We start from the raw sequence: 25,627 nt of genomic DNA, 5'->3' as shown, positions 1-25,627 counted from the left end.
TGAGTATTTCAGCATTTTACAGTCGTTTATCTATTTGTTTGAACTGCGCCACGAAAATGAAACCGGGTTCAGCCTTGTGCTTGAAACCTGCCTGCTGAATGCACAGTATCGTACTGAAACCGGTTTCTGTTTTCTGTTGCGTGCCACATCGGGTGCGTTTGAACAGTGCAATCACGATAGGGGAAACGTATGTCTGGGTTTAAAGCAGATTTTATGTGGGGCGGTGCTGTGGCCGCTCATCAACTGGAAGGCGGCTGGCAGGCGGGCGGAAAGGGGATTAGCGTTGCCGATGTGATGACGGCTGGGGCCCATGGGGTTGCGCGTGAAATTACCGATGGCGTGGTGGCAGGTAAAAATTACCCTAACCACGAGGCCATCGATTTTTATCATCGCTATCAAGATGATATTAAGCTGTTTGCCGAAATGGGCTTTAAGTGCTTTCGTACCTCCATTGCGTGGACGCGTATTTTCCCGCAGGGCGATGAAGCACAGCCCAATGAAGCCGGATTGCAATTCTACGACGATCTCTTTGATGAATGTCTGAAGTATGGCATTGAACCGGTGATTACACTGTCGCATTTCGAGATGCCGTATCACCTGGTGACGGAATACGGTGGCTGGCGTAATCGTAAGCTGATCGATTTCTTTGTCCGTTTTGCCAGAGTGGTTTTCACTCGCTACCAGCATAAAGTGAAGTACTGGATGACGTTTAATGAAATCAACAACCAGGCTAACTTCCACGAAGATTTTGCTCCGTTTACCAACTCCGGCCTTAAGTATCAGCCGGGTGAAGACCGCGAACCGGTCATGTACCAGGCGGCGCACTATGAACTGGTGGCGAGCGCGCTGGCAGTAAAGGTTGCACATGAAATCAACCCGGCATTGCAGGTTGGGTGCATGATTGCTATGTGTCCTGTTTATCCACTGACCTGTGCGCCAGACGATATGATGATGGCAATGAACGCGATGCACCGTCGATATTGGTTTACCGACGTTCACGTACGGGGCAAGTATCCGCAGCATCTGTTGAACTACTTTGCGCGCCGCGGCTTCGAACTCGATATTACCGAAGAAGACCGACAAATACTGGCTCAGGGCTGCGTCGACTATATCGGCTTTAGCTACTATATGTCCTTCGCGACGCAGGCTACGGCAGATAACCCGCAGTTGGATTACGACGAATCGAAAAGCCTGGTTTCCAACCCGTACGTGCAGAAATCAGACTGGGGCTGGCAGATTGATCCCGTTGGTCTGCGCTATTCGCTGAACTGGTTCTGGGATCATTATCAACTGCCGCTGTTTATTGTTGAAAACGGGTTTGGCGCGATTGACGTACAGGAAAGTGACGGCACGGTGAACGATCGGTACCGCATCGACTACCTGGCAGCTCACATCCGTGAGATGAAAAAAGCGGTGGTGGAAGATGGCGTGGATCTTATGGGCTACACGCCATGGGGCTGTATTGATTTAGTGTCAGCGGGAACCGGAGAAATGAAAAAACGCTACGGATTTATTTATGTCGATAAAAATAATGACGGTAGCGGGACATTAGCACGTTCTCCTAAGATATCTTTTTCATGGTATCAAAATGTCATTCGGAGTAACGCTGAATCTCTATAAAATTCAGTGCATTGATATTAAGCCCCGCCCATGTTGCGGGGCTTGTTTTATACTCATCTTCCAGACGTAAATGACTTTGGTTGATCCATATCAAGCGTATCCAGTGTTGCGCCAGAGACGAAAAGCGGTATAATCCGGCGATTTTTTTTGTGGTTGCCACTCGTCTGAGGAAAGGAGAAGAGTATGAAGATCGTGGAAGTCAAACACCCACTCGTCAAACACAAGCTGGGACTGATGCGTGAAAACGACATCAGCACTAAACGCTTTCGTGAACTCGCCTCGGAAGTTGGCAGCCTGCTGACTTATGAAGCAACTGCAGGTCTGGAAACCGAAAAGGTGACCATTGAAGGCTGGAACGGCCCGGTTGAAGTAGACCAAATCAAAGGTAAAAAAATCACCGTTGTCCCCATCCTGCGTGCGGGCCTGGGTATGATGGAAGGCGTACTGGAGAACGTTCCGAGCGCGCGTATCAGCGTGGTGGGGATGTACCGTAACGAAGAGACGCTGGAGCCGGTTCCGTATTTCCAGAAACTGGTTTCTAACATCGATGAGCGCATGGCGCTGATCGTTGACCCGATGCTGGCAACCGGTGGTTCCGTTATCGCGACCATCGACCTGCTGAAGAATGCAGGCTGCACCAGCATTAAAGTACTGGTCCTGGTTGCAGCGCCAGAAGGTATTGCGGCACTGGAAAAAGCACACCCGGATGTTGAGCTGTACACCGCATCTATCGACCAGGGGCTGAACGAGCAGGGATACATTATTCCGGGACTCGGCGATGCCGGCGATAAGATTTTTGGTACCAAGTAAATGAATAAATAAAAAGAAGCCGACTTTAAGAGTCGGCTTTTTTTTGAATAAAACAACCCAATCGCTACTAACACACAATACTCAGAGGAAAACACTATGACGCGCCGTGCTATCGGGGTGAGTGAAAGACCGCCGCTTTTACAGACAATCCCGCTTAGTTTGCAGCACCTGTTCGCCATGTTTGGTGCAACGGTACTGGTGCCAGTCCTGTTTCATATCAACCCGGCTACCGTCCTGCTGTTTAACGGCATTGGTACGTTGCTGTATCTCTTCATTTGCAAAGGTAAAATTCCAGCCTATCTGGGTTCCAGCTTTGCGTTTATCTCCCCGGTACTGTTGCTGCTGCCGTTAGGGTATGAAGTGGCGCTGGGCGGTTTTATTATGTGCGGCGTACTGTTCTGCCTGGTTTCTTTCATCGTGAAGAAAGCCGGCACCGGCTGGCTGGATGTGATGTTCCCGCCTGCCGCGATGGGCGCAATCGTTGCCGTTATCGGTCTGGAGCTGGCGGGCGTTGCTGCGGGCATGGCGGGATTGTTGCCTGCTGAAGGGCAATTACCCGACTCGAAAACCATCATCATCTCAATGGTGACGCTGGCCGTAACGGTATTTGGCTCTGTGCTGTTCCGCGGTTTTATGGCGATTATCCCGATTCTGATTGGTGTACTGGCCGGCTACGCGCTTTCCTTTGTGATGGGCGTTGTGGACACCACACCCATTGCCCAAGCGCACTGGTTTGCTCTGCCGACGTTCTACACACCGCGCTTTGAATGGGTTGCCATTCTAACCATCCTGCCTGCGGCATTAGTCGTTATCGCCGAACACGTAGGCCACCTGGTCGTCACGGCCAACATTGTGAAAAAAGATCTGATTCGTGACCCTGGCCTGCACCGCTCGATGTTTGCCAACGGTCTGTCGACGGTGATCTCCGGTTTCTTCGGCTCAACGCCGAACACCACGTACGGCGAAAATATTGGCGTAATGGCGATTACCCGCGTTTACAGTACCTGGGTTATCGGCGGCGCGGCGATTTTTGCCATTCTGCTCTCCTGCGTGGGTAAACTGGCGGCGGCGATCCAAATCATCCCACTGCCTGTCATGGGCGGTGTATCGTTGCTGCTGTACGGCGTCATCGGCGCTTCCGGTATTCGCGTATTGATCGAGTCGAAAGTTGACTACAACAAAGCGCAAAATCTGATCCTGACCTCGGTTATTTTGATCATCGGCGTAAGTGGCGCGAAAGTTCACATTGGTGCCGCAGAGCTGAAAGGCATGGCGCTGGCGACCATTGTTGGTGTCTGCCTGAGCCTGATTTTCAAGGTCATCAGTCTGCTGCGCCCGGAAGAAGTTGTGCTTGACGCAGAAGATGCCGACAGTCCGCAACAGTAAATCTCTGACCGGGCGGCAGTGCTGCCCGGTTCTATCACGACGTATTTCTGTGTTAAACTCATCTCGATTTTATGAAATCCTGGGTTGAGGTATCTCTGAACACACCGGCACAGCTCTCTCTGCCACTTTATCTTCCTGACGATGAAACCTTCGCAAGTTTCTGGCCGGGGGATAACTCCTCTTTACTGGCTGCACTGCAAAACGTGCTGCGTCAGGAACATAGCGGGTACATTTATCTTTGGTCGCGTGAAGGCGCTGGCCGTAGTCATTTGCTGCATGCGGCCTGTGCAGAACTGTCTGCACGCGGTGATGCAGTAGGGTATGTGCCGCTCGATAAACGAACCTGGTTCGTCCCCGAGGTGCTCGATGGTATGGAGCATTTATCGTTGGTTTGCATCGATAACATCGAATGTGTGGCCGGCGATTCGCTGTGGGAAATGGCGATCTTTGATCTCTACAACCGCATCCTGGAATCAGGGAAAACGCGCCTGTTGATAACCGGTGATCGTCCGCCAAGGCAGCTTAATCTGGGACTGCCGGATCTGGCTTCTCGTCTGGACTGGGGGCAAATCTACAAGCTTCAGCCGCTTTCCGATGAAGACAAGCTACAGGCTTTGCAATTGCGTGCCAGATTACGCGGGTTCGAACTGCCGGAAGATGTGGGACGCTTCCTGCTAAAGCGTCTGGATCGCGAAATGCGTACGCTGTTTATGACGCTGGATCAACTGGACCATGCTTCGATCACCGCACAGCGCAAGCTGACGATTCCCTTCGTAAAAGAAATTTTGAAGCTGTAAGTGCCGCAGCCGAAAAACTGCGGCAGTCTTAATATTAACCGACGATTTCCAGCACTTGCTCAGGTGGGCGACCAATCCGCGCCTGACCTTTCGCTACCACAATCGGGCGCTCCATCAGCTTCGGGTTTTCGACCATCGCCTGAATCAGCGCATCTTCACTCAAACTGCTGTCCGCCAGGTTGAGCGATTTGTAGAGATCTTCTTTCTGACGCATCAGTTCGCGAGCGCTGGACATGCCCAGCATCTTCAGCAATTCACGCAGTGTCGCTGCATCAGCCGGGGTTTCCAGATAGAGCACGACTTCTGGCTCTACACCGTTAGACTTTAGTAATTCCAGCGTTTCACGGCTCTTTGAGCAGCGTGGGTTATGGTAAATTTTAATCGCGTCTGACATTTTTCTTCCTGTTACATTTTCGTATACGGTTTAAAGCGCTCTTGCAACTGGCGTAGCTGGTCGATACGGGCATCGTATCTGGCCTGCTGCTGGCTACCCAGTTTCACCTGGGAGCTTGCGCTGCTGAGCATCGAGATCGCCTGATCAAGACGGCCCGCCAGCGCATACCCTTCAGCACGCGCGGCCAGCTCCTGATCGCGGTTATTCAGGTTCGCTTCCGTTTGCGCCAACAGATCCCAGCCGTTAGTGTCATCTTTATGGTTAAACGTATAGCGATTCAGGATGGTGGCCGCCTCTTTCGCTTGTCCACCTTGCAAATACGCATTTGCCAGGTTGAGCTGCAATACTGGATTCACGCGCAGGTCACGAGCATTTTTCAGGTGATTAATGGCATCGCTGGTTTTCTTCTGGCCGAGATCGATGTCTGTTGCCAGGTCGAGATACCAGGCATTATTCGGATCTGCCGCCAGCAGCGGCTGTAGCGCTTTACGTGCTTCGTCGTATTTACTGGTTTCCATCGCTTGCAGCGCCCGACCGTACTGCGCAGCGCGCTGTTCGCGCACGTTGCCTTTCGACCAGTTATCCAGTAGATCGCTGGTTAACTGGTTGCGGCCTGAATTGTACATGCCCAGGGTGCGCGCTTTGGCCAAATAGAAATCTTCTGAAGATTGCACGACGACCGGGCGCATCTGGTTGGCGCGGTTACGCGCATCCGCCAGACGGCTTTCTGGCAGGGGGTGAGTCAGAAGAATTTCCGGGGGACGTGTAGAGTAACGGGCCTGATCGAGCAGTTTCTCCAGGAATGTTGGCATGGCCTGGGGATCGAATCCTGAACGTTGCAACACCTGAATACCGATGCGGTCTGCTTCCTGTTCGTTCTGCTGAGTAAAGCTAATCATCCCCTGGCGAGTACCCGCCAGCGTACCGGTTAGCGCCGCCATCCCTGCCTGCGGGCTGGCCATCGCTAATAAAATCGAGCCTAACGCGCCAACCCATGTCAGCGGTGCGCTACGTTTCTGATCTTCCATCGCTCGCGCCAGGTGGCGCTGCGTGACGTGAGAAATTTCGTGCGCCATTACCGATGCCAGTTGGCTTTCGTTATCGGAATAGCGGAACAGCGCTGAGTGCAATACAACGTTGCCGCCAAAAAAAGCGAAGGCGTTTATTTCATCGTTGTTAATTAAAAAGAAAGTGAAGGGCGTTTTTACGGAATCTGCATGCGAAACCAGGCGCATCCCCAGCGCATTAATATATTGGGTTAGCAGCGGATCGTTAATTAACGGCGCACTACCGCGCAGCTGGCGAACGTAATAATCGCCCATCTGCATTTCTTGTCCAATAGAAAGCGTACTCCCTGCCGAGGTTCCCATATCAGGTAGGGTATCCGCAGTGTCAGCAAATGCGGGCGCGACCTGACCGACGGTCAGTGCAGCAATGAGGGTAGCAACCAGGTTTTTTTTCAACTGCCTGAACATAACCTCTGTCCTGTATTCTTTTTTGAGATAGCCATTTGACCAATGCCGTGAAGTATCGTTCACACTCCGCAAGCTTAGCGAGTGTAACTGCGAAACCTGACGATGAACACCCAGGAAAAATGTCTTTTCACTTTGCGTAATCAGCCATAAAAAGCGAAGTCTTTTTTGTGACATTTCGATACAATTCGGGATCGCAATCCCGCTATTGAGGTTCAGGGAAGGTTTTATGCTCGAAATGTTGACGCAATGGTATCGCCGCCGCTTTAGCGACCCAGAGGCTATTGCTTTGCTGATTATTCTGGTTGCCGGTTTTGGCATCCTGTTCTTCTTTAGCGGTCTGCTAGCGCCGCTGCTGGTCGCGATTGTGCTGGCTTATTTGCTGGAGTGGCCTACCGCCCGGCTGGAAAATATCGGTTGCTCGCGGCGCTGGGCGACGTCAATTGTGCTGGTGGTGTTTGTCGGAATTTTGCTGCTGATGGCGTTTGTGGTAATGCCTGTCGCATGGCAGCAAGGCATCTATTTGATCCGCGATATGCCTGGCATGCTCAACAAGTTGTCTGACTTTGCCGCCACCTTACCGCGACGTTATCCGGCGCTGATGGATGCGGGCATCATTGATGCGATGGCTGAGAATATGCGTTCCCGGATGCTCACCATGGGCGATTCAGTGGTGAAATATTCGCTGGCTTCTCTGGTTGGGTTGTTGACGCTGGCGGTGTATCTGGTGCTTGTCCCACTGATGGTGTTTTTTTTGGTGAAGGATAAAAGCCAGATGTTGAATGCTGTGCGCCGGGTGCTACCGCGAAATCGTGGACTGGCGGGACAGGTCTGGAAAGAAATGAACCAGCAAATCACCAACTATATCCGCGGTAAAGTACTGGAGATGGTGGTGGTCGGTGTGGCAACCTGGCTGGGCTTCCTGATGTTTGGCCTTAACTACTCTCTGCTGCTGGCGGTGCTGGTGGGGTTCTCTGTGCTCATCCCGTACATCGGCGCGTTTGTGGTGACTATTCCGGTCGTTGGTGTGGCGTTGTTTCAGTTCGGACTCGGCACGGAGTTCTGGAGCTGTTTCGCCGTGTACCTGATAATCCAGGCGCTGGACGGCAATCTGCTGGTTCCCGTACTCTTCTCCGAAGCCGTAAACCTGCATCCATTGGTGATTATTCTGTCGGTAGTTATTTTCGGCGGCCTGTGGGGATTCTGGGGCGTTTTCTTTGCCATTCCGCTGGCGACGTTAATCAAAGCAGTGGTCCATGCCTGGCCGGATGGTCAGACGGTTGACGATCGCTAATCCATCAGTTCCGACGGCACCATGCTGTCGGAACTGAACTTGTCTGACCTCTATCCACACTTTCTGAATAATGTCCTCCGGTATCGTTTTTCTCCACGTTTGTCTTTAACTTGGCCCTCGTGATGCTTTTTTCGTCACGCAAGGAATAAGACCAACAGGAGAATTCAATGGGTCACAACATACACGCGCAACAAAAAGTGGGATGGGGCGGCTATCTCGCTTTTTTTATCACAATTGTCCTTTTTTCCGGCATGTTTGCGAAAAGTACCGAATGGTGGCGGGTATTTGACTTTACCGTCCTCAACGGCGCATTTGGGCAGATTAATGCGGCGGGCGACACGGCGGTCTCTTTTCGCGGTACGGGCGGTATGGGGGCAAAAGATGGCTTTTTATTCGCGCTTGAATTGGCACCTTCCGTCATTCTTTCTCTCGGGATTATTTCTGTAACCGAAGGGCTTGGAGGGCTGCGTGCGGCACAACAGCTGATGACGCCTGTTCTGCGACCTTTACTCGGTATCCCGGGTGTGTGCTCGTTGGCGCTGATCGCGAATTTACAAAATACCGATGCGGCGGCCGGGATGACCAAGGAAATGGCCGAAGAGGGGATCATTACCGAGCAAGAACGCGCCATCTTTGCCTGTTGGCAAACCAGCGGTAGCGCGTGCATCACTAACTATTTTTCGTCAGGCGCAGCCCTGTTTACGATGGTCACCGTACCGGTAATCACGCCGCTGGCGGTGATCCTTGTCTTCAAGTTTGTAGGGGCGAACCTGCTGCGGTTGTGGATCGCACAGCTTGAACATCGCCGTATGCAGCAGGAGGACTGAGATGACAACACACGTACGTAAAAATGTCATGGATATGTTTATCGACGGCGCACGACGCGGGTTTACTATTGCCACGACCAGCTTGTTACCTAACGTGGTGATGGCGTTTGTGATTATTCAGGCGCTGAAGGTGACGGGGTTACTCGACATCGTAGGCAGGGTATGTGAACCGGTCATGGCGTTGTGGGGGCTGCCGGGGGAGTCTGCCACCGTGCTGCTGGCGGCGGTGATGAGTATGGGAGGCGGCGTCGGCGTTTGTGCAAGCCTGGTTGTCGCCGGTACGCTTTCAGGACATGATGCTACGGTATTGCTACCGGCTATCTACCTGATGGGGAATCCGGTACAAAATGTGGGACGTTGTCTGGGAACGGCGGGAGTCCATCCTCGCTACTACCCGCTGATTATTGCAGTCTGTGTGATTAATGCGCTGCTCTCTATTTGGGTTATGCAGGTTATTGCCTGACAAGGAAGGTTATGAACTGTTCCATTCTTAATTTGACGTTGTTCCAGCATGGACACGTATACGCACCTGAAGATTTAGGCCAACAGGATATTCTGGTTTCTGGCGGTAAAATTGTCGCCATCGTCCCGTCTATCGCGGCAGAAGATTTTCCCGGCTGTGAGTGCATCAATCTTGACGGGGCAATTGTTTGTCCTGGCTTTATCGACCAACACGTCCATCTGATTGGCGGCGGCGGAGAGGCAGGGCCACATACCCGCACGCCGGAAGTGCGCTTGTCGCGACTGGTTGAAGCCGGTATCACTTCCGTTGTGGGATTGTTGGGAACGGACGGGATTACCCGTCATCCTGAGTCGTTGCTGGCGAAAACTCGTGCGCTGGAATGTGAGGGGATCAGCGCCTGGATGCTCACCGGGGCATATTCTCTACCTTCACCTACGATAACCGGCAGTATTGACCGCGATGTCGCGCTGATTGACAAAGTGATTGGCGTGAAATGCGCAGTTTCGGATCATCGATCCTCCGCTCCGAATACAACGGCGCTGGCGAACATGGCGGCGCAGTCGCGTGTTGGTGGGTTATTAGGGCAAAAACCCGGGATTAGCGTATTTCATATGGGGGACAGTCCACGCATGCTGGAACCGCTGTATAAAATTCTGGCGTGTTGCGATGTGCCGATGACCAAACTGTTGCCAACGCATGTTAATCGTGCGGAACCGTTGTTTCAGGCAGCGCTGGAGTATGCCCGCAAAGGCGGTTATATCGATATCACCAGCAGTATTGATGAGCCTGTTGATCCGGCAACGGCGATTGCTACAGCGTTGCGCCACGAAGTGCCGCTATCGCGTATTACCCTGAGCTCAGATGGCAACGGTAGCCAACCGGAATTTGATGCGTCCGGTAATCTGACAGGGATTGGCGTCGCAGGATTTGAATCACTTGCGGAAACGCTGCGTCAACTGGTGCATATTCATGCGATACCGCTGGAGCAGGCGCTATGCCCGCTTACACGCACAGTCGCGGAGTTTCTTGGGTTTGCGCATAAAGGGCGTCTGGCGGTGGGATGCGATGCGGACATTCTGGTGCTGAACGACGCGCTGGAAGTGAATGACCTGTGGGCGAAGGGGAAAGCCGTGGTGAAAGAGAAAAAGGCGTGCGTTAAAGGGACGTTTGAGTAACCGGGCGGTTATCTGCCGGATGGCGACGCTAAAGCGTCTTATCCGGCCTACGTGCGTGCATTTGTAGGCCGGATAAGGCGTTCACGCCGCCATCCGGCATTTCACGATCAGGCGTTTTCCAGAACCCAGTTCAGCACGATGTCGTGGTGATTGCTGGTTTTGAAATCATCAAACACATGTTCAATTTTGCCTTCGGCATCAATCAGGAAGCTGATGCGGTGGATGCCATCGTAGGTCTTACCCATAAATGACTTTTCACCCCAGACGCCAAACTGCTCGCAAACCTGATGATCTTCATCAGACAGGAGCGTGAAGTTAAGCACTTCTTTCTCCGCAAATCGGGAAAGCTTTTCTGGTTTATCGGTGCTTATCCCCAGCACCTCAACACCGGCTTTTTTTAACTGATCCATGTTATCGCGCAAGCCACAGGCCTGAACGGTACAGCCGGGCGTCATGGCTTTCGGGTAGAAATAAACCAGAACACGCTGTCCCTGGAAGTCGGTTAAATTTACTTGTTCTCCGTCTTGATCCGGCAAGCTAAATTTCGGTGCGATATCACCGGCTTTCAGTGGGTTCATTACTTAACTCCATCCTGTTCATCATGCTGTGAGTAATTGACGACGTTAATACTGCCTTGCGCATTGAGTTCTGTACAGAGTGCTTTAAACGCATCCTCAATATTTGCCGAATCATGTGACGCAGGACTATGTGCGGTAATTTGAATAAACAACTGTGCAGCCTTGCCGTTTTCTGCCGGCTGTGTGCGCGAAACCAGTTCCGCAATATTCATTTGGTGGCTGTCAAAAAGGGCGGTAAAGCGTTCAATCAAATGAGGCGAGTCGGGGACATCGACCTGTACCCATACCGTGGCGGGCATCGCCGGGCGGGGACGCGCGGTCGTACGCTTCATCACGATCAGTAAATCCAGCTCTGCACCCTTCAATGGCAAGGTTGATTCAATCAGGGTGATGGCATTCCAGGTGCCCGACAGCAACATGATAAACGTGAACTCATCACCCAGCATGGCCAGTCGGCTGTCTTCGATATTACAGCCGCAACTGCTGACATGACGCGTGATGGTGTTCACAATTCCTGGGCGGTCAGCACCCAGCGCAGTAATGACCAGATAGTGTTGCGATGGCGATGTCAAACCTGTTCTTCCTTTGAGCGGTGAGGTAATCATAAGGAAAGCATAAAAAAAACATGCATACAACAATCAGAAGGGCTATGGTCGCTTGCTTTTATTGTCGTACCAAACGTACCATTGAGACACTTGTTTGCACAGAGGATGGCCCATGTTCACGGGAAGTATTGTCGCGCTTATTACGCCGATGGATGAGAAAGGTAAAGTCTGCCGGTCGAGCCTGAAAAAACTGATTGATTATCATGTCGCCAGCGGCACCTCGGCGATCGTTTCGGTTGGCACCACCGGTGAGTCCGCTACCCTGAGTCATGATGAACATGGCGATGTGGTAATGATGACGCTGGAGCTGGCCGATGGGCGTATTCCGGTTATTGCCGGAACCGGCGCCAATGCGACCGCAGAAGGCATTAGTCTGACGCAGCGTTTTAACGACAGCGGTGTTGTCGGCTGCCTGACGGTGACGCCTTATTACAACCGCCCAACTCAGGAAGGTTTGTTCCAGCATTTCAAAGCCATCGCGGAACATACTGACCTGCCGCAAATTCTGTATAATGTGCCGTCCCGTACTGGCTGCGATATGCTGCCGGAAACCGTTGGTCGCCTGGCGAAGGTAAAAAATATTGTCGCTATCAAAGAGGCCACAGGGAACTTAAGTCGTGTTCACCAGATCAAAGAGCTGGTTTCAGACGATTTTATTCTGCTTAGCGGTGATGATGCGACCGGACTGGACTTCATGCAGCTTGGTGGTCATGGCGTGATTTCCGTAACGGCTAACGTTGCGGCACGCGATATGGCCGAAATGTGCAAACTGGCGGCAGAAGGGCATTTTGCCGAGGCGTGGGTGATCAACCAACGTCTGATGCCGTTACACAACAAACTATTTGTCGAACCCAATCCTATCCCAGTGAAATGGGCATGTAAGGAGTTGGGACTTGTGGCGACCGATACGCTACGTTTGCCGATGACGCCAATTACGGACAATGCTCGTGATATCGTCAAAGCGGCGCTTAAGCATGCCGGTTTGCTGTAAAGTTTAGGGAGATTTGATGGCTTACTCAGTACAAAAGTCGCGCCTGGCCAAGGTTGCGGGTGTTTCGCTTGTTATGTTGCTCGCGGCCTGTAGTTCTGACTCGCGCTATAAGCGCCAGGTGAGCGGTGATGAATCCTATCTGGAGGCCGCACCGCTTGCTGAGCTTCACGCGCCAGCTGGGATGATTCTGCCGGTGATGACCGGCGACTATAACATCCCGGTAACCAACGGCAGCGGTGCCGTGGGTAAAGCGCTGGATATTCGCCCACCGGCTCAGCCGTTAGCATTAGTTACTGGTGCCCGTACTCAGATCGCGGGCGATACAGCGACATTGTTGGTGGAAAATGGTCGTGGCAATACGCTGTGGCCGCAGGTCGTGAGCGTTGTTCAGTCTAAAAACTATACCATCGCGAAACGTGATGATGCCAGCCAGACACTAACCACTGATTGGGTTGACTGGAACCGTCTGGATGAAGACGAACAGTACCGTGGACGTTATCAAATCTCGGTTAAACCGCAGGGCTATCAGCAGGCGGTGACGGTGAAACTGATTAACCTCGAGCAGGCGGGTAAACCGGTAGCCGATGCGGCATCAATGCAGCGCTATAGCGCTGAGATGATGAACGTTATCTCTGCGGGTCTGGATAAGAACGCCACTGACGCCGCGAATGCCGCGCAGAACCGTTCTGCCGCGACGATGGACGTTCAGAGTGCTGCAGATGACACCGGTTTACCGATGCTGGTGGTACGTGGACCGTTCAACGTGGTGTGGCAGCGTCTGCCGGCAGCGCTGGAAAAAGTGGGCATGAAAGTGACCGACAGCACCCGTTCTCAGGGCAGCATCGCTGTGACTTACAAACCACTGTCAGACAGTAACTGGCAGGAGCTGGGCGCAAGCGATCCGGGTCTGGTATCCGGCGACTACAAACTGCAGGTCGGTGATTTAGACAACCGCAGTAGTTTGCAGTTTATCGATCCGAAAGGGCATACCCTGACGCAAAGCCAGAACGACGCGCTGGTCGCCGTCTTCCAGGCAGCGTTCAGTAAGTAAAAATAAAGGGCTGGATAACTCCAGCCCTTTTTTTCTGATATGATACGCAAACGTGTGCGTCGGCAGAAAAACGCAATATTTATCGTTAATTCACACCCAGGAGTAATAAAGATGCAAAAGCAAGCTGAGTTGTATCGTGGTAAAGCGAAGACCGTATACAGCACGGAAAACCCGGACCTGTTGGTGCTCGAATTCCGCAATGATACGTCAGCAGGGGATGGCGCACGCATTGAACAGTTTGACCGTAAAGGCATGGTGAACAACAAGTTCAACCATTTCATTATGACTAAACTGCAAGAAGCGGGCATTCCTACCCAGATGGAGCGACTGCTTTCCGATACCGAATGTCTGGTGAAAAAACTGGAGATGGTACCGGTTGAATGTGTGGTACGTAACCGCGCGGCAGGCTCACTGGTTAAGCGTTTAGGCGTTGAGGAAGGTATTGAACTGAATCCGCCGCTGTTTGATCTGTTCCTGAAAAATGATGCTATGCACGATCCAATGATTAACGATTCCTATTGCGAAACTTTTGGTTGGGTGAGCAAAGAGAATCTGGCACGTATGAAAGAGCTGACCTACAAAGCCAACGACGTGCTGAAAAAGATGTTCGATGACGCAGGCCTGATTCTGGTCGACTTCAAACTTGAGTTTGGCTTGTACAAAGGCGAAGTGGTGCTGGGCGACGAATTCTCACCGGACGGTAGCCGTCTGTGGGACAAAGAAACGCTGGATAAAATGGACAAAGATCGCTTCCGTCAGAGTCTGGGCGGCCTGATCGAAGCCTATGAAGCTGTCGCGCATCGTCTGGGTGTGAAGTTAGACTAATCCTCCCCCTGAGCCGGCGATCGCTCTCCGGCTCATCAATCCCCCCCGATTTTGATTACTGTTTCTTATGGTAATCCTGTTCCGAACCGCCTACGATCATCAACATAATGAATAAAAAGTTGAGGTGACTATGCGCTGGCAAGGGCGTCGTGAAAGTGACAATGTGGAAGACAGACGAAATAGCGCAGGCGGTGGTCCTTCTATGGGCGGCCCTGGTTTTCGTTTGCCGAGTGGTAAAGGCGGTATCATTCTGCTGATTGTGGTGCTTGTCGCGGGCTATTATGGCGTGGATCTCACCGGACTGATGACCGGCCAGCCTGTTTCGCAACAGCAAACCACGCGCTCCATCAGCCCAAATGATGATGAAGCCGCAAAATTTACCTCAGTGATACTGGCAACGACCGAAGATACCTGGGGTCAGCAGTTTGAAAAAATGGGGCGCACCTATCAACAGCCGAAGCTGGTGATGTATCGTGGCGCGACGCGTACCGGCTGCGGTGCGGGCCAGTCCGTGATGGGCCCGTTTTATTGCCCGGCGGACGGCACGGTATATATCGATCTTTCCTTCTATGATGACATGAAAAATAAGCTGGGCGCTGATGGCGATTTTGCTCAGGGATATGTCATCGCGCACGAAGTGGGCCACCATGTGCAGAAACTGCTGGGTATTGAACCGAAAGTTCGCCAGATGCAGCAGAATGCCTCTCAGGCCGAAGTGAATCGCCTTTCCGTTCGTATGGAGCTGCAGGCGGATTGCTTTGCGGGTGTCTGGGGACACAGTATGCAGCAGCAGGGTGTACTTGAATCCGGCGATCTGCAAGAGGCGCTAAACGCTGCTCAGGCCATTGGTGATGATCGTTTGCAACAGCAAGGGCAAGGGCGCGTTGTGCCCGATAGCTTTACTCACGGCACCTCGCAGCAACGTTACACCTGGTTTAAACGCGGCTTTGACAGTGGCGATCCGGGACAATGTAATACCTTTGGCAAAGGCATTTAAGATATTGAGGCAGGGATGTCTGACAATGCAGCACTGAGTGCGCTCACAGAACAGATGAGCCGCGAAGGGATTCGTCGTCTGCTGATAATCAGCGGCGAAGAAAACTGGTGCCAGGCCCAAGCGTTAGCGCTACGCAATACATTGCCGGGCGACTGGCTGTGGGTGGGGGCAACAGCCCCTGCTGAGCCGAACTGCACACCCCAGGCGCTACAGACGCTGTTAGGGCGTGAATTTCGCCATGCCGTTTTTGATGCCGGGCAGGGATTCGACGCGGCGGCATTTGCCGCACTCAGCGGCACGCTCCGCGCCGGGAGTTGGCTGGTGTTGCTGACCCCACCCTGGCAGGACTGGCACACGCATCCGGACGCGGATTCCCTGCGCTGGAGCGACTGCGCTGAACCTATCCCAACACCGCACTTTGTTGAACACTTCAGGCGAGCAGTGGCTCGTGAAGGGGAAACGCTACACTGGCAACAGCATCAGGCGAAATCCTATCCGCATTTTCCTGTACGAGCAGACTGGCAGGCGGCAAACGGCGATCCTCAGCCGGAACAGGCGAAGATTTTACATCATTTACTGGATATGCCTCCGGGTGTGGTTGCGGTGACCGCCGCGCGTGGTCGGGGCAAATCCGCGCTGGCCGGGCAGTTGATTTCGCGTATGAAGGGGACGGCAATCGTTACCGCACCGGCGAAAGCGGCAACAGATATACTGGCGCAATTTGCCGGGGAACGCTACTGCTTTATGGCGCCGGACGCGCTGTTAGCCAGTGCTGAAACGGCTGACTGGCTCGTTGTTGATGAAGCTGCTGCTATTCCTGCGCCGCTTCTGCACCAGCTGGTTTCACGTTTTCCCCGCACGCTGTTAACGACAACCGTTCAGGGCTATGAGGGAACCGGCAGAGGGTTTTTGTTGAAATTCTGCGCTCGCTTTCCCAATCTTCAACGCTATGAGTTGCAACAACCCATTCGCTGGGCGCAGGGATGTCCGCTGGAAAAAATCGTCAGCGATGCGCTGGTGTTTGACGACGAAACGTTTACGCATGCCCCATTGGGGGAGCTGCACTTCTCGGTGTTTGAGCAACACTCATGGCATACAAAACCGGCGCTGCCGTTAGCGGTATATCAACTGCTTTCCGGCGCGCATTATCGCACTTCACCACTGGATCTGCGCCGGATGATGGATGCGCCGGGGCAGCATTTTCTTCAGGCATCGGGCGTGGACGCTGTTGCAGGCGCTGTCTGGCTGGTGGATGAGGGGGGACTATCCGCAGAATTAAGTCAGGCTGTATGGGCGGGATATCGTCGCCCAAGAGGCAATCTGGTTGCGCAGTCACTGGCGGCGCATGGCAGCGATCCGCTGGCCGCAACGCTGGTTGGCCGGCGGGTGAGCCGAATTGCGGTTCATCCAGCGCGGCAAAGAGAAGGTATTGGACAACAGCTGATTATGCAGGCCCATCAGTATTCCTCGCAGTGTGACTATTTGTCCGTCAGCTTTGGTTATACGGCTGAGCTATGGCGTTTCTGGCAACGCTGCGGTTTTGTCCTGGTGCGGATGGGGAATCATCGTGAAGCCAGCAGCGGGTGCTATACGGCAATGGCGTTACTTCCTATCAGTGATGCCGGGCAGCGTCTGGCTGAGCGGGAGCATCAGCGATTGTGTCGCGATGCGGCGATCCTCGCACAATGGAATGATGAGTGTATCCCGGTCGTTCCACTGAAAGCGTCTACGCTTAATGATGATGACTGGGATGAGCTGGCAGGGTTTGCCTTCGCGCATCGGCCGTTACTCACATCACTCGGTTGCCTGAGCCGTCTGCTTGAGCACAGCGAACAGCCTCTCCCGGCGCTGCGTGGGCGTTTACAGGAAAAATGCAGTGACGCGGAATTGTGCAAGCGGCTGAAGGTCCCGGGGCGCAAAGCGTTGTTGCTGGTTCAGCGTGAAGAGGCGGCACAGGCGTTAGCGCAGTTGGATACCGAACGTCAGCAACGGTTACGTAATCGCATTATGCAATGGCAATTTTTTCACTAACTTCTTCAATTTCCTGGCATGGTCATTGCGGTTAAGCGGCGTAGAATAATTCTCATCAGTTAAGGAGATCGCCATGAAACATGACCATTTTGTTGTTCAAAGCCCCGATAAACCCGCTCAACAGTTGCTGTTGCTGTTTCATGGCGTCGGCGATAATCCGGTAGCCATGGGCGAAATTGGTTCCTGGTTTGCACCACTGTTTCCGGACGCGCTGATTGTCAGCATTGGTGGCGCTGAGCCTTATGGCGCTGCCGGAGGGCGTCAGTGGTTTTCTGTTCAGGGTGTAACGGAAGAGAACCGTCAGGCGCGTATTGATGCCATCATGCCGGTGTTTATCGAAACCGTTCGCTATTGGCAGAAACAGAGTGGTGTGTCACCTCAGGCTACCGCGTTGATTGGTTTTTCTCAGGGGGCGATTATGTCACTCGAGAGTATCAAAGCGGAGCCGGGGCTGGCATCGCGGGTCATCGCCTTTAATGGTCGTTACGCCACCTTGCCGGAAGCGGCTACCACCTCCACCACGGTGCATTTGATTCACGGCGGTGAAGATCGGGTGATTGAGTTATCTCATGCCGTTGCTGCGCAGGAAGCGTTAATTCGTGCAGGTGGGGATGTGACGCTGGATATCGTCGAAAATCTGGGGCACGCCATTGATGAACACAGCATGCAGTTTGCGCTCGACCATCTGCGTTTTACCGTGCCGAAGCACTACTTTGATGAAGCGCTGAGCGGTGGTAAGCCTCACGATGATGATGTGATTGAGATGATTTAACCTGTAGGCCGGATAAGGCGAAGCCGCCATCCGGCATGACAGTCAGTGATAGTGCCGGATAGCAACGTAAGATGTGGTATCCGGCCTACAAATTATTTCTTCGGCTGATCCTTGTTCGGCCAATCGTCGTCATCGTCCCATTTATCGTTAAAATCACGATGCGGGGGAAGCTCCGGCTTATTGGCGAGAAACTTCTTGTGGTCGACACGCTTAAGATCTTTGATCACATTCAGCAGTACCCCCACCAGAAACACCAGCACTAAAATCCACCAATATTTTGCCAGCCAGTCCATGCTCATTTCCTCTTGCAGGAACACTCATCAGGCGACGAGTTGTTCCATGATACGTTGATACATACGGGCAAGCAGCTGCAGGTCGGCGGCATTGACGCATTCATTTATTTTATGAATGGTGGCATTGACCGGCCCAAGTTCCACCACCTGTGCCCCCATGCGGGCAATAAAGCGCCCGTCGGATGTCCCGCCTGTCGTCAGTAACTGCGGTTTAATCTCATTATAGTGCTCAATGGCGTTCACCACTGCATCCACCAGTTTACCGCGTTCAGTCAGGAACGGTTGGCCGGAAAGCCACCAGTCTACTGTGTAACGCAGTTGGTGCTTGTCCAACAGTTCCAGTACCCGCGACTTAATCATTTCGTCATTTAATTCGGTGCTGAAACGGAAGTTGAACTGAATAAACAGTTCGCCGGGGATGACGTTGTTGCTGCCCGTGCCTGCCTGAATATTGGCAATCTGCATGCTGGTTGCCGGGAAGAACTCATTGCCCTGATCCCACTCAATCGCCACCAGCTCATTGAGCATTGGCGCGGCCCGGTGCACCGGGTTATCAGCCAGATGCGGATAGGCCACATGCCCCTGTACGCCATGAATAGTCAGGTTGCAGGTGAGGGAACCACGACGTCCATTTTTCACTACGTCACCGACGATTTCGGTGCTGGACGGCTCACCGACCAGGCAATAATCCAGCCGCTCATTGCGCGCCATCAGCGTTTCAACGACCTTCACGGTGCCGTTTTTAGCGCTGGCTTCTTCGTCAGACGTTATCAAAAATGCCAGACGCCCTTGATGGTTCGGATGTTGGGCGACAAATCGCTCTGCCGCTACGACCATTGCCGCCAGCGAACCTTTCATATCGGCCGCACCGCGCCCGAACAGCATGCCGTCGCGAATGGTCGGTTCAAACGGCGGATTGATCCACCGATCAACATCGCCTGCGGGCACTACGTCGGTGTGACCGGCAAATGCCAGGGTCTCACCTTTTCCGCGCCATGCCCAAAAATTCTGTGTGTCACCAAAATCCATTCGCTCAACGGTAAAACCTACCGCACGCAGACGTTCAATCATTAACGCCTGGCACCCGGCATCATCCGGGCTCAGGGAAGGGCGGCGAATAAGCTGCTGTGTCAGCTCAATAACCGGGCACGACATAGACTATACCTCATTAAAAAACTGCAAATACTCGTCATCTTTCAAGCTGCATGTGCGGCGATGGCATTCACTCACTCCAGTCACTTACTTTAGTAAGCTCCTGTTACTCATTCGCTGGTTGCCTTCCCGCTGCCCGAAATCCATTGAGTATAACTGGATTCACTGAAACCAAGCAGCATAGGCTTACCCGGCGCGCAGAGCAATGGGCGTTTGATAATTGCAGGCATTTCAATCATCAATGAGGCGGCAGCAGTGGCATCCGTGATTTGATTACGCGTTGCTTCATCCAGTTTGCGCCAGGTGGTTCCCCGCATATTGAGCAGCGCCTCCCAGCCTAACTCGCTGATAAAGGACTGTAACAGCGCGTTGTCCAGACCGTCGACACGATAATCATGGAAGCGGTAGTCAATACCCTGCGTTTCCAGCCAGCGTCGGGCCTTTTTAATTGTATCGCAATTCTTAATGCCGTAGAGGGTGATCATGTGAATCCTTATTAACGTATTTTGAATACTTATTCTTGTATTCTCGCGTTTCTGATAATACATATTGTCATTCATTCGTTATAGAAAAATATAACATTGTTGAACAACGGTGAATAATGATTCCTGAAAGTTCCAAAATTTCACGTCGATCGGTATTTCAGAATTAGCCTGTTTGCATCAGTCTGTTTTTCCATCAAAATTGTCAAAGTCGTAGATTATGTGTGAATATTTCAAAATATTGCAGTGAGTCACATAAAATTTATGGGTATAGCGCATAGTGATGACATGACCCCAGGCACTGGAGGATGTAATCACAACCATCGGTTAAATTATCTTCTTTTAATGAGGATGATTTCGTAGAATGCCCATAATAATAAGAGAGGTCGTTATGATTGAACGTGAACTGGGGAACTGGAAAGACTTTATCGAAGTGATGCTTCGTAAATAATTTTCTGGAAGAAATTCATATCCTGAAAAGGATGAAAAAGGCGACTCATCGTAAGTCGCCTTTTTTGTTCCCGATTATTCTGGGCGTGGCTTCAACGGGAAGCGTCTGCGCACCAGCACAAAGAACAGCGGGACGAAGAAAATCGCCAGAATGGTGGCTGAAATCATCCCCCCCATTACGCCGGTCCCAACCGCATGCTGACCGCCGGAGCCAGCACCGCTGCTGATTGTCATCGGCAGTACCCCGAAGATAAACGCCAACGATGTCATGAGAATCGGACGTAAACGTTGGCGACACGCATGCAGCGTAGCGTCGAGCAGGTCGTGTCCTTTTTCGTTCATCTCGTTGGCGAATTCAACAATCAGTATCGCGTTCTTCGCCGATAGCCCGATTACTGTTAATAAGCCAACCTGGAAATAAACGTCGTTTTCCAGACCGCGCATCCAGGTCGCCAGCAGCGCGCCAATGACCCCCAACGGTACGACTAGCATAACGGAGAACGGTACCGACCAGCTCTCATACAGCGCAGCCAGACACAGGAACACGACCAACAGCGAAATGGCGTACAGGGCAGGAGCCTGAGATCCCGATAACCGTTCCTGATACGACATCGCCGTCCATTCAAGGCCAAATCCGGTTGGTAACTGGCGAACCAGCGACTCCATCACGTCCATTGCCGTACCAGTACTGACTCCGGGTGCGGCTTCGCCGACAATTTCAACAGCAGAATAACCGTTATATCGCTCCAGACGCGGTGAACCGGTTTCCCAGCGCGAAGTGGCAAATGCGGAGAACGGCACCATGCCGCCGCTGCTATTGCGCACATACCACAGGTTAATATCGTCCGGGAGCATGCGGTATTTTGCCGCAGCCTGGACGTAAACCTTCTTCACACGTCCCCTGTCCATAAAGTCGTTTACGTAACTGGAGCCCCACGCCGTCTGTAATGTGTCGTTGATGTCGTCAATGGAAACGCCCAGCGCCTGAGCTTTACGCTGATCAATATCAATTTGCAGTTGCGGACTGTCATCCAGACCGTTATGGCGAACACGGGTCAGTGAAGCGTCTTTCCCGGCCAGCTCAATGAGTTTGTCGCGTGCGGCCATTAACGCGTCATGGCCTGCACCAGCGTGGTCCTGTAATTCCATATCGAAACCGGCGGAACTACCAAGACCGCTGATGGCCGGAGGGCTACTGGCGAAGACGCGGGCTTCTTTAATCTTATTGAAGGCTTTGGTCGCGCGTTCGATAATGGCGAAAGACGTCCCGGTAGTGGTGTCGCGCTGATCCCAGTCTTTTAAGCGGACAAACATACGCGCCACGTTTTGACCGTTCCCGCCAGGGCCGGAACCGACCGTGGAAAAGACCGACATAATGTTGTCTTTTTCGTGGGTGAAGTAGTACTTCTCGACTTCCTCAACGACTTTTAATGTTTGCTGCTGCGTGGAGCCGCTCGGCAACTGTACCGAGGTGGTAAACATCCCGCGGTCTTCTAACGGCAAGAAGGACGTTGGCAGGCGCAGGAACAGGAACACCATCCCGCCAAGCAGCAGTCCGTAGATCAGTATCCAGCGCAGGCTGCGATGCAGGATCCGAGCAACGCCTTTTTCGTAACGCTCAGCGTTGCGGTTAAACATGCGGTTAAACCAGCCGAAGAAGCCTGTTTGACCATGATGCTCACCTTTATGCAGCGGTTTAAGTAGCGTAGCGCACAGGGCAGGGGTGAGGATCATCGCCACCAGAACGGACAGCACCATCGCGGAGACGATAGTAATCGAGAACTGGCGATAAATGGCCCCGGTAGTGCCGCCAAAGAAGGCCATTGGAATAAAGACCGCCGACAGCACCATGGCGATACCGACCAGCGCGCCCTGGATTTGCCCCATCGATTTTCGCGTCGCTTCACGTGGTGAGAGACCTTCCTCACTCATAATACGCTCGACGTTTTCCACCACCACGATAGCGTCATCAACCAGCAGGCCGATCGCCAGCACCATCGCAAACATTGTTAAGGTGTTAACGCTGTAGCCAAAGGCGTAAAGCACGGAGAAGGTACCCATCAAAACGATAGGAACGGCGATGGTGGGAATCAGCGTGGCACGGAAATTTTGCAGGAACAGGTACATCACAAGGAAAACCAGCGCGATCGCTTCGAGCAGCGTTTTCACCACATCGATAATCGACGCTTTGACGAAGGAGGTGGTTTCATAGGCCACCTTGTATTCCAGCCCGTGCGGAAAATACTGCGACAGCTCATCGAGGCGGTTGATGACCAGTTCCGCTGTTGCCATTTCATTGGCGCCAGAGGCCAGTTTTACCCCCAGACCGGAAGCCGGGTTGCCATTAAAGCGGCTAAGGTAGTCGTACTTCTCGGCCCCCATTTCGACCGTTGCCACATCGCCTAATCTGACCTCCGAGCCGTCCTGGTTAACGCGTAGTGTAATATCGCGGAACTGTTCCGGCGTTTGTAGTAGCGACTGCGCGTTGATCGTCGCGTTCAGCGCCTGTTTGTCCACCGAAGGCGTACCGCCAAGCTGCCCAACCGCAATTTGCGCATTCTGTGACTCAATAGCGTCAGTCACATCTTTGGCGGTCATCTGGAAGCTGTTAAGTTTGGCCGGATCGAGCCAGATACGCATGGAATACTGTGAACCGTAAGCATCAATATCCCCCACACCGTTAATACGGCTAAGCGGGTCCTGAATATTACTTGCCACGTAGTCGGCAATATCTTGCTTATCCATTGAGCCATCGGTAGACACAAAAGCGATGGTCAGAATATTGGTATCCCCGGTTTTTCGCACCGTAACACCCTGATCCTGTACCGCCTGTGGCAGTTTACGCATCGCCGATTGCAGCTGGTTTTGCACCTGCTGTACAGCTTCATCAGGATCGGTCCCGGCAACGAAGCTAAGCGTCACCGTCGCCTGACCAGTTCCGCTGCTTTGGGATGACATATACATCAGATTGTCGAGACCCGTCATGTTCTGCTCGATAACCTGGGTCACCGTGTTTTCCAGGGTTTGTGCAGATGCGCCTGGATAGTTTGCGGTAACCCGCACGTTTGGCGGTGCCAGGTCGGGATATTGCTCAACGGGCAGCGAAAAAATAGCCAGGGCTCCCGTCAGGCACAACAGGATAGCTAACACCCAGGCAAAAATGGGGCGATCGATGAAAAAATTCGCCATTAAAAGGGGACCTCGTGTTTCTGCGTATATTTATGCGTATGACTTGCTTACTGTAGCGGCAAGGTACGGGGCAAACGTGGAGAAAAAAAGAAGATAATGTAAATTATCATGCCCGTTTACAGCGTACCTTTTGTGCCAACGCCGTCAGGCCTGAATTCAGGCTTTCCGACGCTTTGCTGTTCTTTAGGTTAGCTGACTGTCGGTCTCTGCCGACCGAAAGCTGATGCTCACCAGCGTGCCTCCTCCGGAAGGTTGCGAGAAGGTCAACGTACCGCTGAGCCTCTCTGCGCGCTCACGCATGATATTCAGACCGTAGTGCCCCGTAGGCTCATGAGGCTCACCGATGCCGACACCGTTATCACGGATATAAACGGTATGATTACCATCCGGCGCGGTCACGCAACTGACCGCAATTTCGCTGGCATTGGCATGCTTAATGGCATTCAGCACCGCTTCACGGACGATCTGTAACAGATGCACCTGCATTTGCGCGTCCAGTGCCAGTGTTGGCAGCCGACAATCGAGAGTCAGTTTAGCAGATGTTTGATTTTGCAACGTTTCCAGCATTTCATGCAGGGCGGAAGGCAAATCGGCCTGCTGTAAGGTCAGGCGGAAGGTGGTAAGCAGCTCACGCAGTTGGCGGTAAGCATCATTCAGCGCCTGGGAGAAGTCCGCCATGATGCTTTGCGCCGGAACGTTATCCTGCGGAATAGCGCGTTTTAGTAGCGTAAGCTGAATACGTAAATAAGAAAGTACCTGCGCCAGCGAGTCGTGCAGCTCGCGGGCGATGGTTGCTCGCTCTTCCATTAGCAGCAACTGCTGAAAGTGCTTTTGCGCCTGGTTGAAGTACAGCCCGCGCCCGAGCATCGTTGATACGCTGTTGAGCAGTGGCGTGGAAGCATTCACATTCGGGCTTTGCCAGTGCAGTTCACCGTAAACCGTATCTTGCATTGTGACGGGCAGGATCTGCATCGGCAGTTCAGGGCTTGCCGTTCCTTCGCTGATTCGCCAGTTATCACCGACGGTGAGCTCCAGGAAATACGCGGCGTCATGTTCGCGGACAATCTGTAAAATATGGCGGAAGCAATACACGTCAATCTGGCTGGTATTCAGTGCCTGGGAACATTGATATAACACTTCCAGGCGGCGATTGGCTTCGTGGAGATCGTGGGTTTTCTCGGCGACGGAGGCTTCCAGCGAGCGGTACAGCTTATGCAACTCACTCGACATCTGGCTAAACGTCTTCGCCAGTAATCCCAGTTCGTTGGGGAGTTGTGTATCCAGCGGTGAGATATCAAACCGACCGTGTTCAATATGCTGGCTGGCCATCACCAGCTTATTCAGCGGGCGCACGACCTGCTGGCGAATACGCCGTAGCGTAAAGAAGACGAGGGTGAAGATGCCGATCCCTCCCGCCAGCGATATGCCAAAAACCAGCATCACCTTGCGCTCGGCATAATGCTGCAACGCCAGCACGAAGAGATCAATTTGATCGACGTAGTTGTTGATATTGGACTGATACCACTGCAAGTCGCCATCGATCAGACGGGCGTTCATTTCCAGCCAGTTAGCATGCAGACGTCCATAGCGGATTTTTACCGCTTGCGGCACATACCACGCATTCAGATTCTGAAGTGCCGGTGAGTTTAGCGCCTGCTGGAAAAGCTGGCGGTGGGCGTTGAGCTGTGGGCTTTGGCTTTGTAGATCGTAACCCAGACGATAGCTTTGCATGCGCAATGAGCCAGCAACGTTGATGGCTTCGGCATCGCGCAAGCTGCTGGTCAGCGTAAGCAGTGCAATACCCGTTGAGAGAATCGACAGCAACACTATATAGAAAAAAGCCTTAGCCAGGCTGGCCGAGACCGGACGCTTTACCGTCACTTGCGCACCCTCACACAATTCACGCCACGCTCCGACTCAACCTGAACGATTCAGCGTATTTGATAAATGTTAAAAAAGTAATCATGAAACTG

The 25,627-nt window shown here is 52.7% G+C and carries 24 protein-coding genes; 15 read left to right on the top strand and 9 right to left on the bottom strand.

Annotated elements, in window-relative coordinates:
- The first annotated feature begins 189 nt into the window (after window positions 1–189).
- The 4 genes from FDX19_RS24685 to FDX19_RS24670 all read left to right on the top strand — a co-directional run bounded on the left by FDX19_RS24685 (window position 190) and on the right by FDX19_RS24670 (window position 4,613).
- Entirely contained in the window at window positions 190–1,620 is a 1,431-nt protein-coding gene (locus tag FDX19_RS24685) for a 6-phospho-beta-glucosidase (RefSeq protein ID WP_137384775.1), read from the top strand.
- Window positions 1,621–1,803: 183 nt separating this feature from the next.
- Window positions 1,804–2,430: a uracil phosphoribosyltransferase gene (gene upp, locus FDX19_RS24680; protein WP_137384774.1), complete on the top strand. Its 627-nt coding sequence runs from the start codon at window positions 1,804–1,806 to the stop codon at window positions 2,428–2,430.
- A 96-nt stretch (window positions 2,431–2,526) separates the two neighbouring features.
- Window positions 2,527–3,816 carry a uracil permease gene (gene uraA, locus FDX19_RS24675; RefSeq protein ID WP_016157119.1) on the top strand — a complete coding sequence of 430 codons (1,290 nt, stop codon included), beginning with the start codon at window positions 2,527–2,529 and terminating at the stop codon, window positions 3,814–3,816.
- 95 nt (window positions 3,817–3,911) lie between these two features.
- Entirely contained in the window at window positions 3,912–4,613 is a 702-nt protein-coding gene (locus FDX19_RS24670; RefSeq protein WP_211924219.1) for a DnaA inactivator Hda, read from the top strand.
- A 34-nt stretch (window positions 4,614–4,647) separates the two neighbouring features.
- Here the strand turns inward: FDX19_RS24670 and arsC are convergent, their stop codons facing one another.
- The gene (gene arsC / locus FDX19_RS24665; RefSeq protein ID WP_137384773.1) at window positions 4,648–5,007 is read right to left on the bottom strand and encodes an arsenate reductase (glutaredoxin); all 360 of its coding nucleotides are present in this window, start codon (window positions 5,005–5,007) and stop codon (window positions 4,648–4,650) included.
- A gap of 11 nt (window positions 5,008–5,018) precedes the next feature.
- A complete protein-coding gene (bepA, locus tag FDX19_RS24660; RefSeq protein ID WP_137384772.1) occupies window positions 5,019–6,482 on the bottom strand; it encodes a beta-barrel assembly-enhancing protease in 1,464 nt (487 codons plus the stop codon).
- 226 nt (window positions 6,483–6,708) lie between these two features.
- On the opposite strand from bepA, the gene FDX19_RS24655 reads away from it, so the two are divergent.
- The 4 genes from FDX19_RS24655 (at window position 6,709) to iadA (ending at window position 10,238) form a co-directional block, all read left to right on the top strand.
- Window positions 6,709–7,773: an AI-2E family transporter gene (locus FDX19_RS24655; RefSeq protein WP_005121878.1), complete on the top strand. Its 1,065-nt coding sequence runs from the start codon at window positions 6,709–6,711 to the stop codon at window positions 7,771–7,773.
- 167 nt (window positions 7,774–7,940) lie between these two features.
- The gene (locus FDX19_RS24650) at window positions 7,941–8,600 is read left to right on the top strand and encodes a nucleoside recognition domain-containing protein (RefSeq protein WP_137384771.1); all 660 of its coding nucleotides are present in this window, start codon (window positions 7,941–7,943) and stop codon (window positions 8,598–8,600) included.
- Window position 8,601: 1 nt separating this feature from the next.
- A complete protein-coding gene (locus FDX19_RS24645) occupies window positions 8,602–9,063 on the top strand; it encodes a YjiG family protein (RefSeq protein WP_137384770.1) in 462 nt (153 codons plus the stop codon).
- 11 nt (window positions 9,064–9,074) lie between these two features.
- Window positions 9,075–10,238, top strand: coding sequence for a beta-aspartyl-peptidase (gene iadA / locus FDX19_RS24640; RefSeq protein WP_137384769.1), 1,164 nt, complete (start codon window positions 9,075–9,077; stop codon window positions 10,236–10,238).
- A 107-nt stretch (window positions 10,239–10,345) separates the two neighbouring features.
- On the opposite strand, the gene bcp is transcribed toward iadA, so the two are convergent.
- Window positions 10,346–10,816, bottom strand: coding sequence for a thioredoxin-dependent thiol peroxidase (gene bcp, locus FDX19_RS24635; protein WP_137384768.1), 471 nt, complete (start codon window positions 10,814–10,816; stop codon window positions 10,346–10,348).
- A complete protein-coding gene (locus FDX19_RS24630; protein ID WP_005121884.1) occupies window positions 10,816–11,388 on the bottom strand; it encodes a glycine cleavage system transcriptional repressor in 573 nt (190 codons plus the stop codon). The genes bcp and FDX19_RS24630 overlap by 1 nt, the downstream gene beginning before the upstream one ends.
- Before the next feature lie 145 nt (window positions 11,389–11,533).
- On the opposite strand from FDX19_RS24630, the gene dapA reads away from it, so the two are divergent.
- The 6 genes from dapA to ypfH all read left to right on the top strand — a co-directional run bounded on the left by dapA (window position 11,534) and on the right by ypfH (window position 18,088).
- Window positions 11,534–12,412: a 4-hydroxy-tetrahydrodipicolinate synthase gene (gene dapA / locus FDX19_RS24625; protein ID WP_137384767.1), complete on the top strand. Its 879-nt coding sequence runs from the start codon at window positions 11,534–11,536 to the stop codon at window positions 12,410–12,412.
- A 16-nt stretch (window positions 12,413–12,428) separates the two neighbouring features.
- Window positions 12,429–13,463: an outer membrane protein assembly factor BamC gene (gene bamC, locus FDX19_RS24620; RefSeq protein WP_048210947.1), complete on the top strand. Its 1,035-nt coding sequence runs from the start codon at window positions 12,429–12,431 to the stop codon at window positions 13,461–13,463.
- A gap of 111 nt (window positions 13,464–13,574) precedes the next feature.
- A complete protein-coding gene (purC, locus tag FDX19_RS24615; RefSeq protein WP_003835086.1) occupies window positions 13,575–14,288 on the top strand; it encodes a phosphoribosylaminoimidazolesuccinocarboxamide synthase in 714 nt (237 codons plus the stop codon).
- 130 nt (window positions 14,289–14,418) lie between these two features.
- Window positions 14,419–15,285 (top strand): neutral zinc metallopeptidase, encoded by an 867-nt coding sequence (locus tag FDX19_RS24610; RefSeq protein WP_137384766.1) that lies wholly within the window; start codon window positions 14,419–14,421, stop codon window positions 15,283–15,285.
- Window positions 15,286–15,300: 15 nt separating this feature from the next.
- Window positions 15,301–17,316: a tRNA(Met) cytidine acetyltransferase TmcA gene (locus tag FDX19_RS24605; RefSeq protein WP_137384765.1), complete on the top strand. Its 2,016-nt coding sequence runs from the start codon at window positions 15,301–15,303 to the stop codon at window positions 17,314–17,316.
- Window positions 17,317–17,389: 73 nt separating this feature from the next.
- On the top strand, window positions 17,390–18,088 hold the full coding sequence (gene ypfH, locus FDX19_RS24600) for an esterase (RefSeq protein ID WP_137384764.1): 699 nt from the start codon (window positions 17,390–17,392) through the stop codon (window positions 18,086–18,088).
- Window positions 18,089–18,180: 92 nt separating this feature from the next.
- Here ypfH and FDX19_RS24595 read toward each other — a convergent pair whose 3' ends face one another.
- The 3 genes from FDX19_RS24595 to FDX19_RS24585 all read right to left on the bottom strand — a co-directional run bounded on the left by FDX19_RS24595 (window position 18,181) and on the right by FDX19_RS24585 (window position 20,018).
- Window positions 18,181–18,381, bottom strand: a complete 201-nt coding sequence (locus tag FDX19_RS24595; RefSeq protein WP_003835080.1) for a YpfN family protein — start codon at window positions 18,379–18,381, stop codon at window positions 18,181–18,183.
- A 27-nt stretch (window positions 18,382–18,408) separates the two neighbouring features.
- Window positions 18,409–19,536, bottom strand: a complete 1,128-nt coding sequence (dapE, locus tag FDX19_RS24590; RefSeq protein WP_137384763.1) for a succinyl-diaminopimelate desuccinylase — start codon at window positions 19,534–19,536, stop codon at window positions 18,409–18,411.
- Window positions 19,537–19,643: 107 nt separating this feature from the next.
- The gene (locus FDX19_RS24585; RefSeq protein WP_137384762.1) at window positions 19,644–20,018 is read right to left on the bottom strand and encodes an ArsC family reductase; all 375 of its coding nucleotides are present in this window, start codon (window positions 20,016–20,018) and stop codon (window positions 19,644–19,646) included.
- Window positions 20,019–20,406: 388 nt separating this feature from the next.
- Here FDX19_RS24585 and ypfM point away from each other — a divergent pair, with 388 nt between their 5' ends.
- A complete protein-coding gene (gene ypfM, locus FDX19_RS24580; protein WP_001386977.1) occupies window positions 20,407–20,466 on the top strand; it encodes a protein YpfM in 60 nt (19 codons plus the stop codon).
- Window positions 20,467–20,540: 74 nt separating this feature from the next.
- Here the strand turns inward: ypfM and acrD are convergent, their stop codons facing one another.
- On the bottom strand, window positions 20,541–23,654 hold the full coding sequence (gene acrD, locus FDX19_RS24575) for a multidrug efflux RND transporter permease AcrD (RefSeq protein WP_137384761.1): 3,114 nt from the start codon (window positions 23,652–23,654) through the stop codon (window positions 20,541–20,543).
- Window positions 23,655–23,837: 183 nt separating this feature from the next.
- Window positions 23,838–25,535 (bottom strand): nitrate/nitrite two-component system sensor histidine kinase NarQ, encoded by a 1,698-nt coding sequence (gene narQ / locus FDX19_RS24570; protein ID WP_137384760.1) that lies wholly within the window; start codon window positions 25,533–25,535, stop codon window positions 23,838–23,840.
- Window positions 25,536–25,627 lie beyond the last annotated feature (92 nt).

This window comes from Citrobacter sp. wls619 (assembly GCF_005281345.1).
GTDB lineage: Bacteria > Pseudomonadota > Gammaproteobacteria > Enterobacterales > Enterobacteriaceae > Citrobacter.
This window is presented reverse-complemented; position numbering and strand designations above follow the sequence as displayed.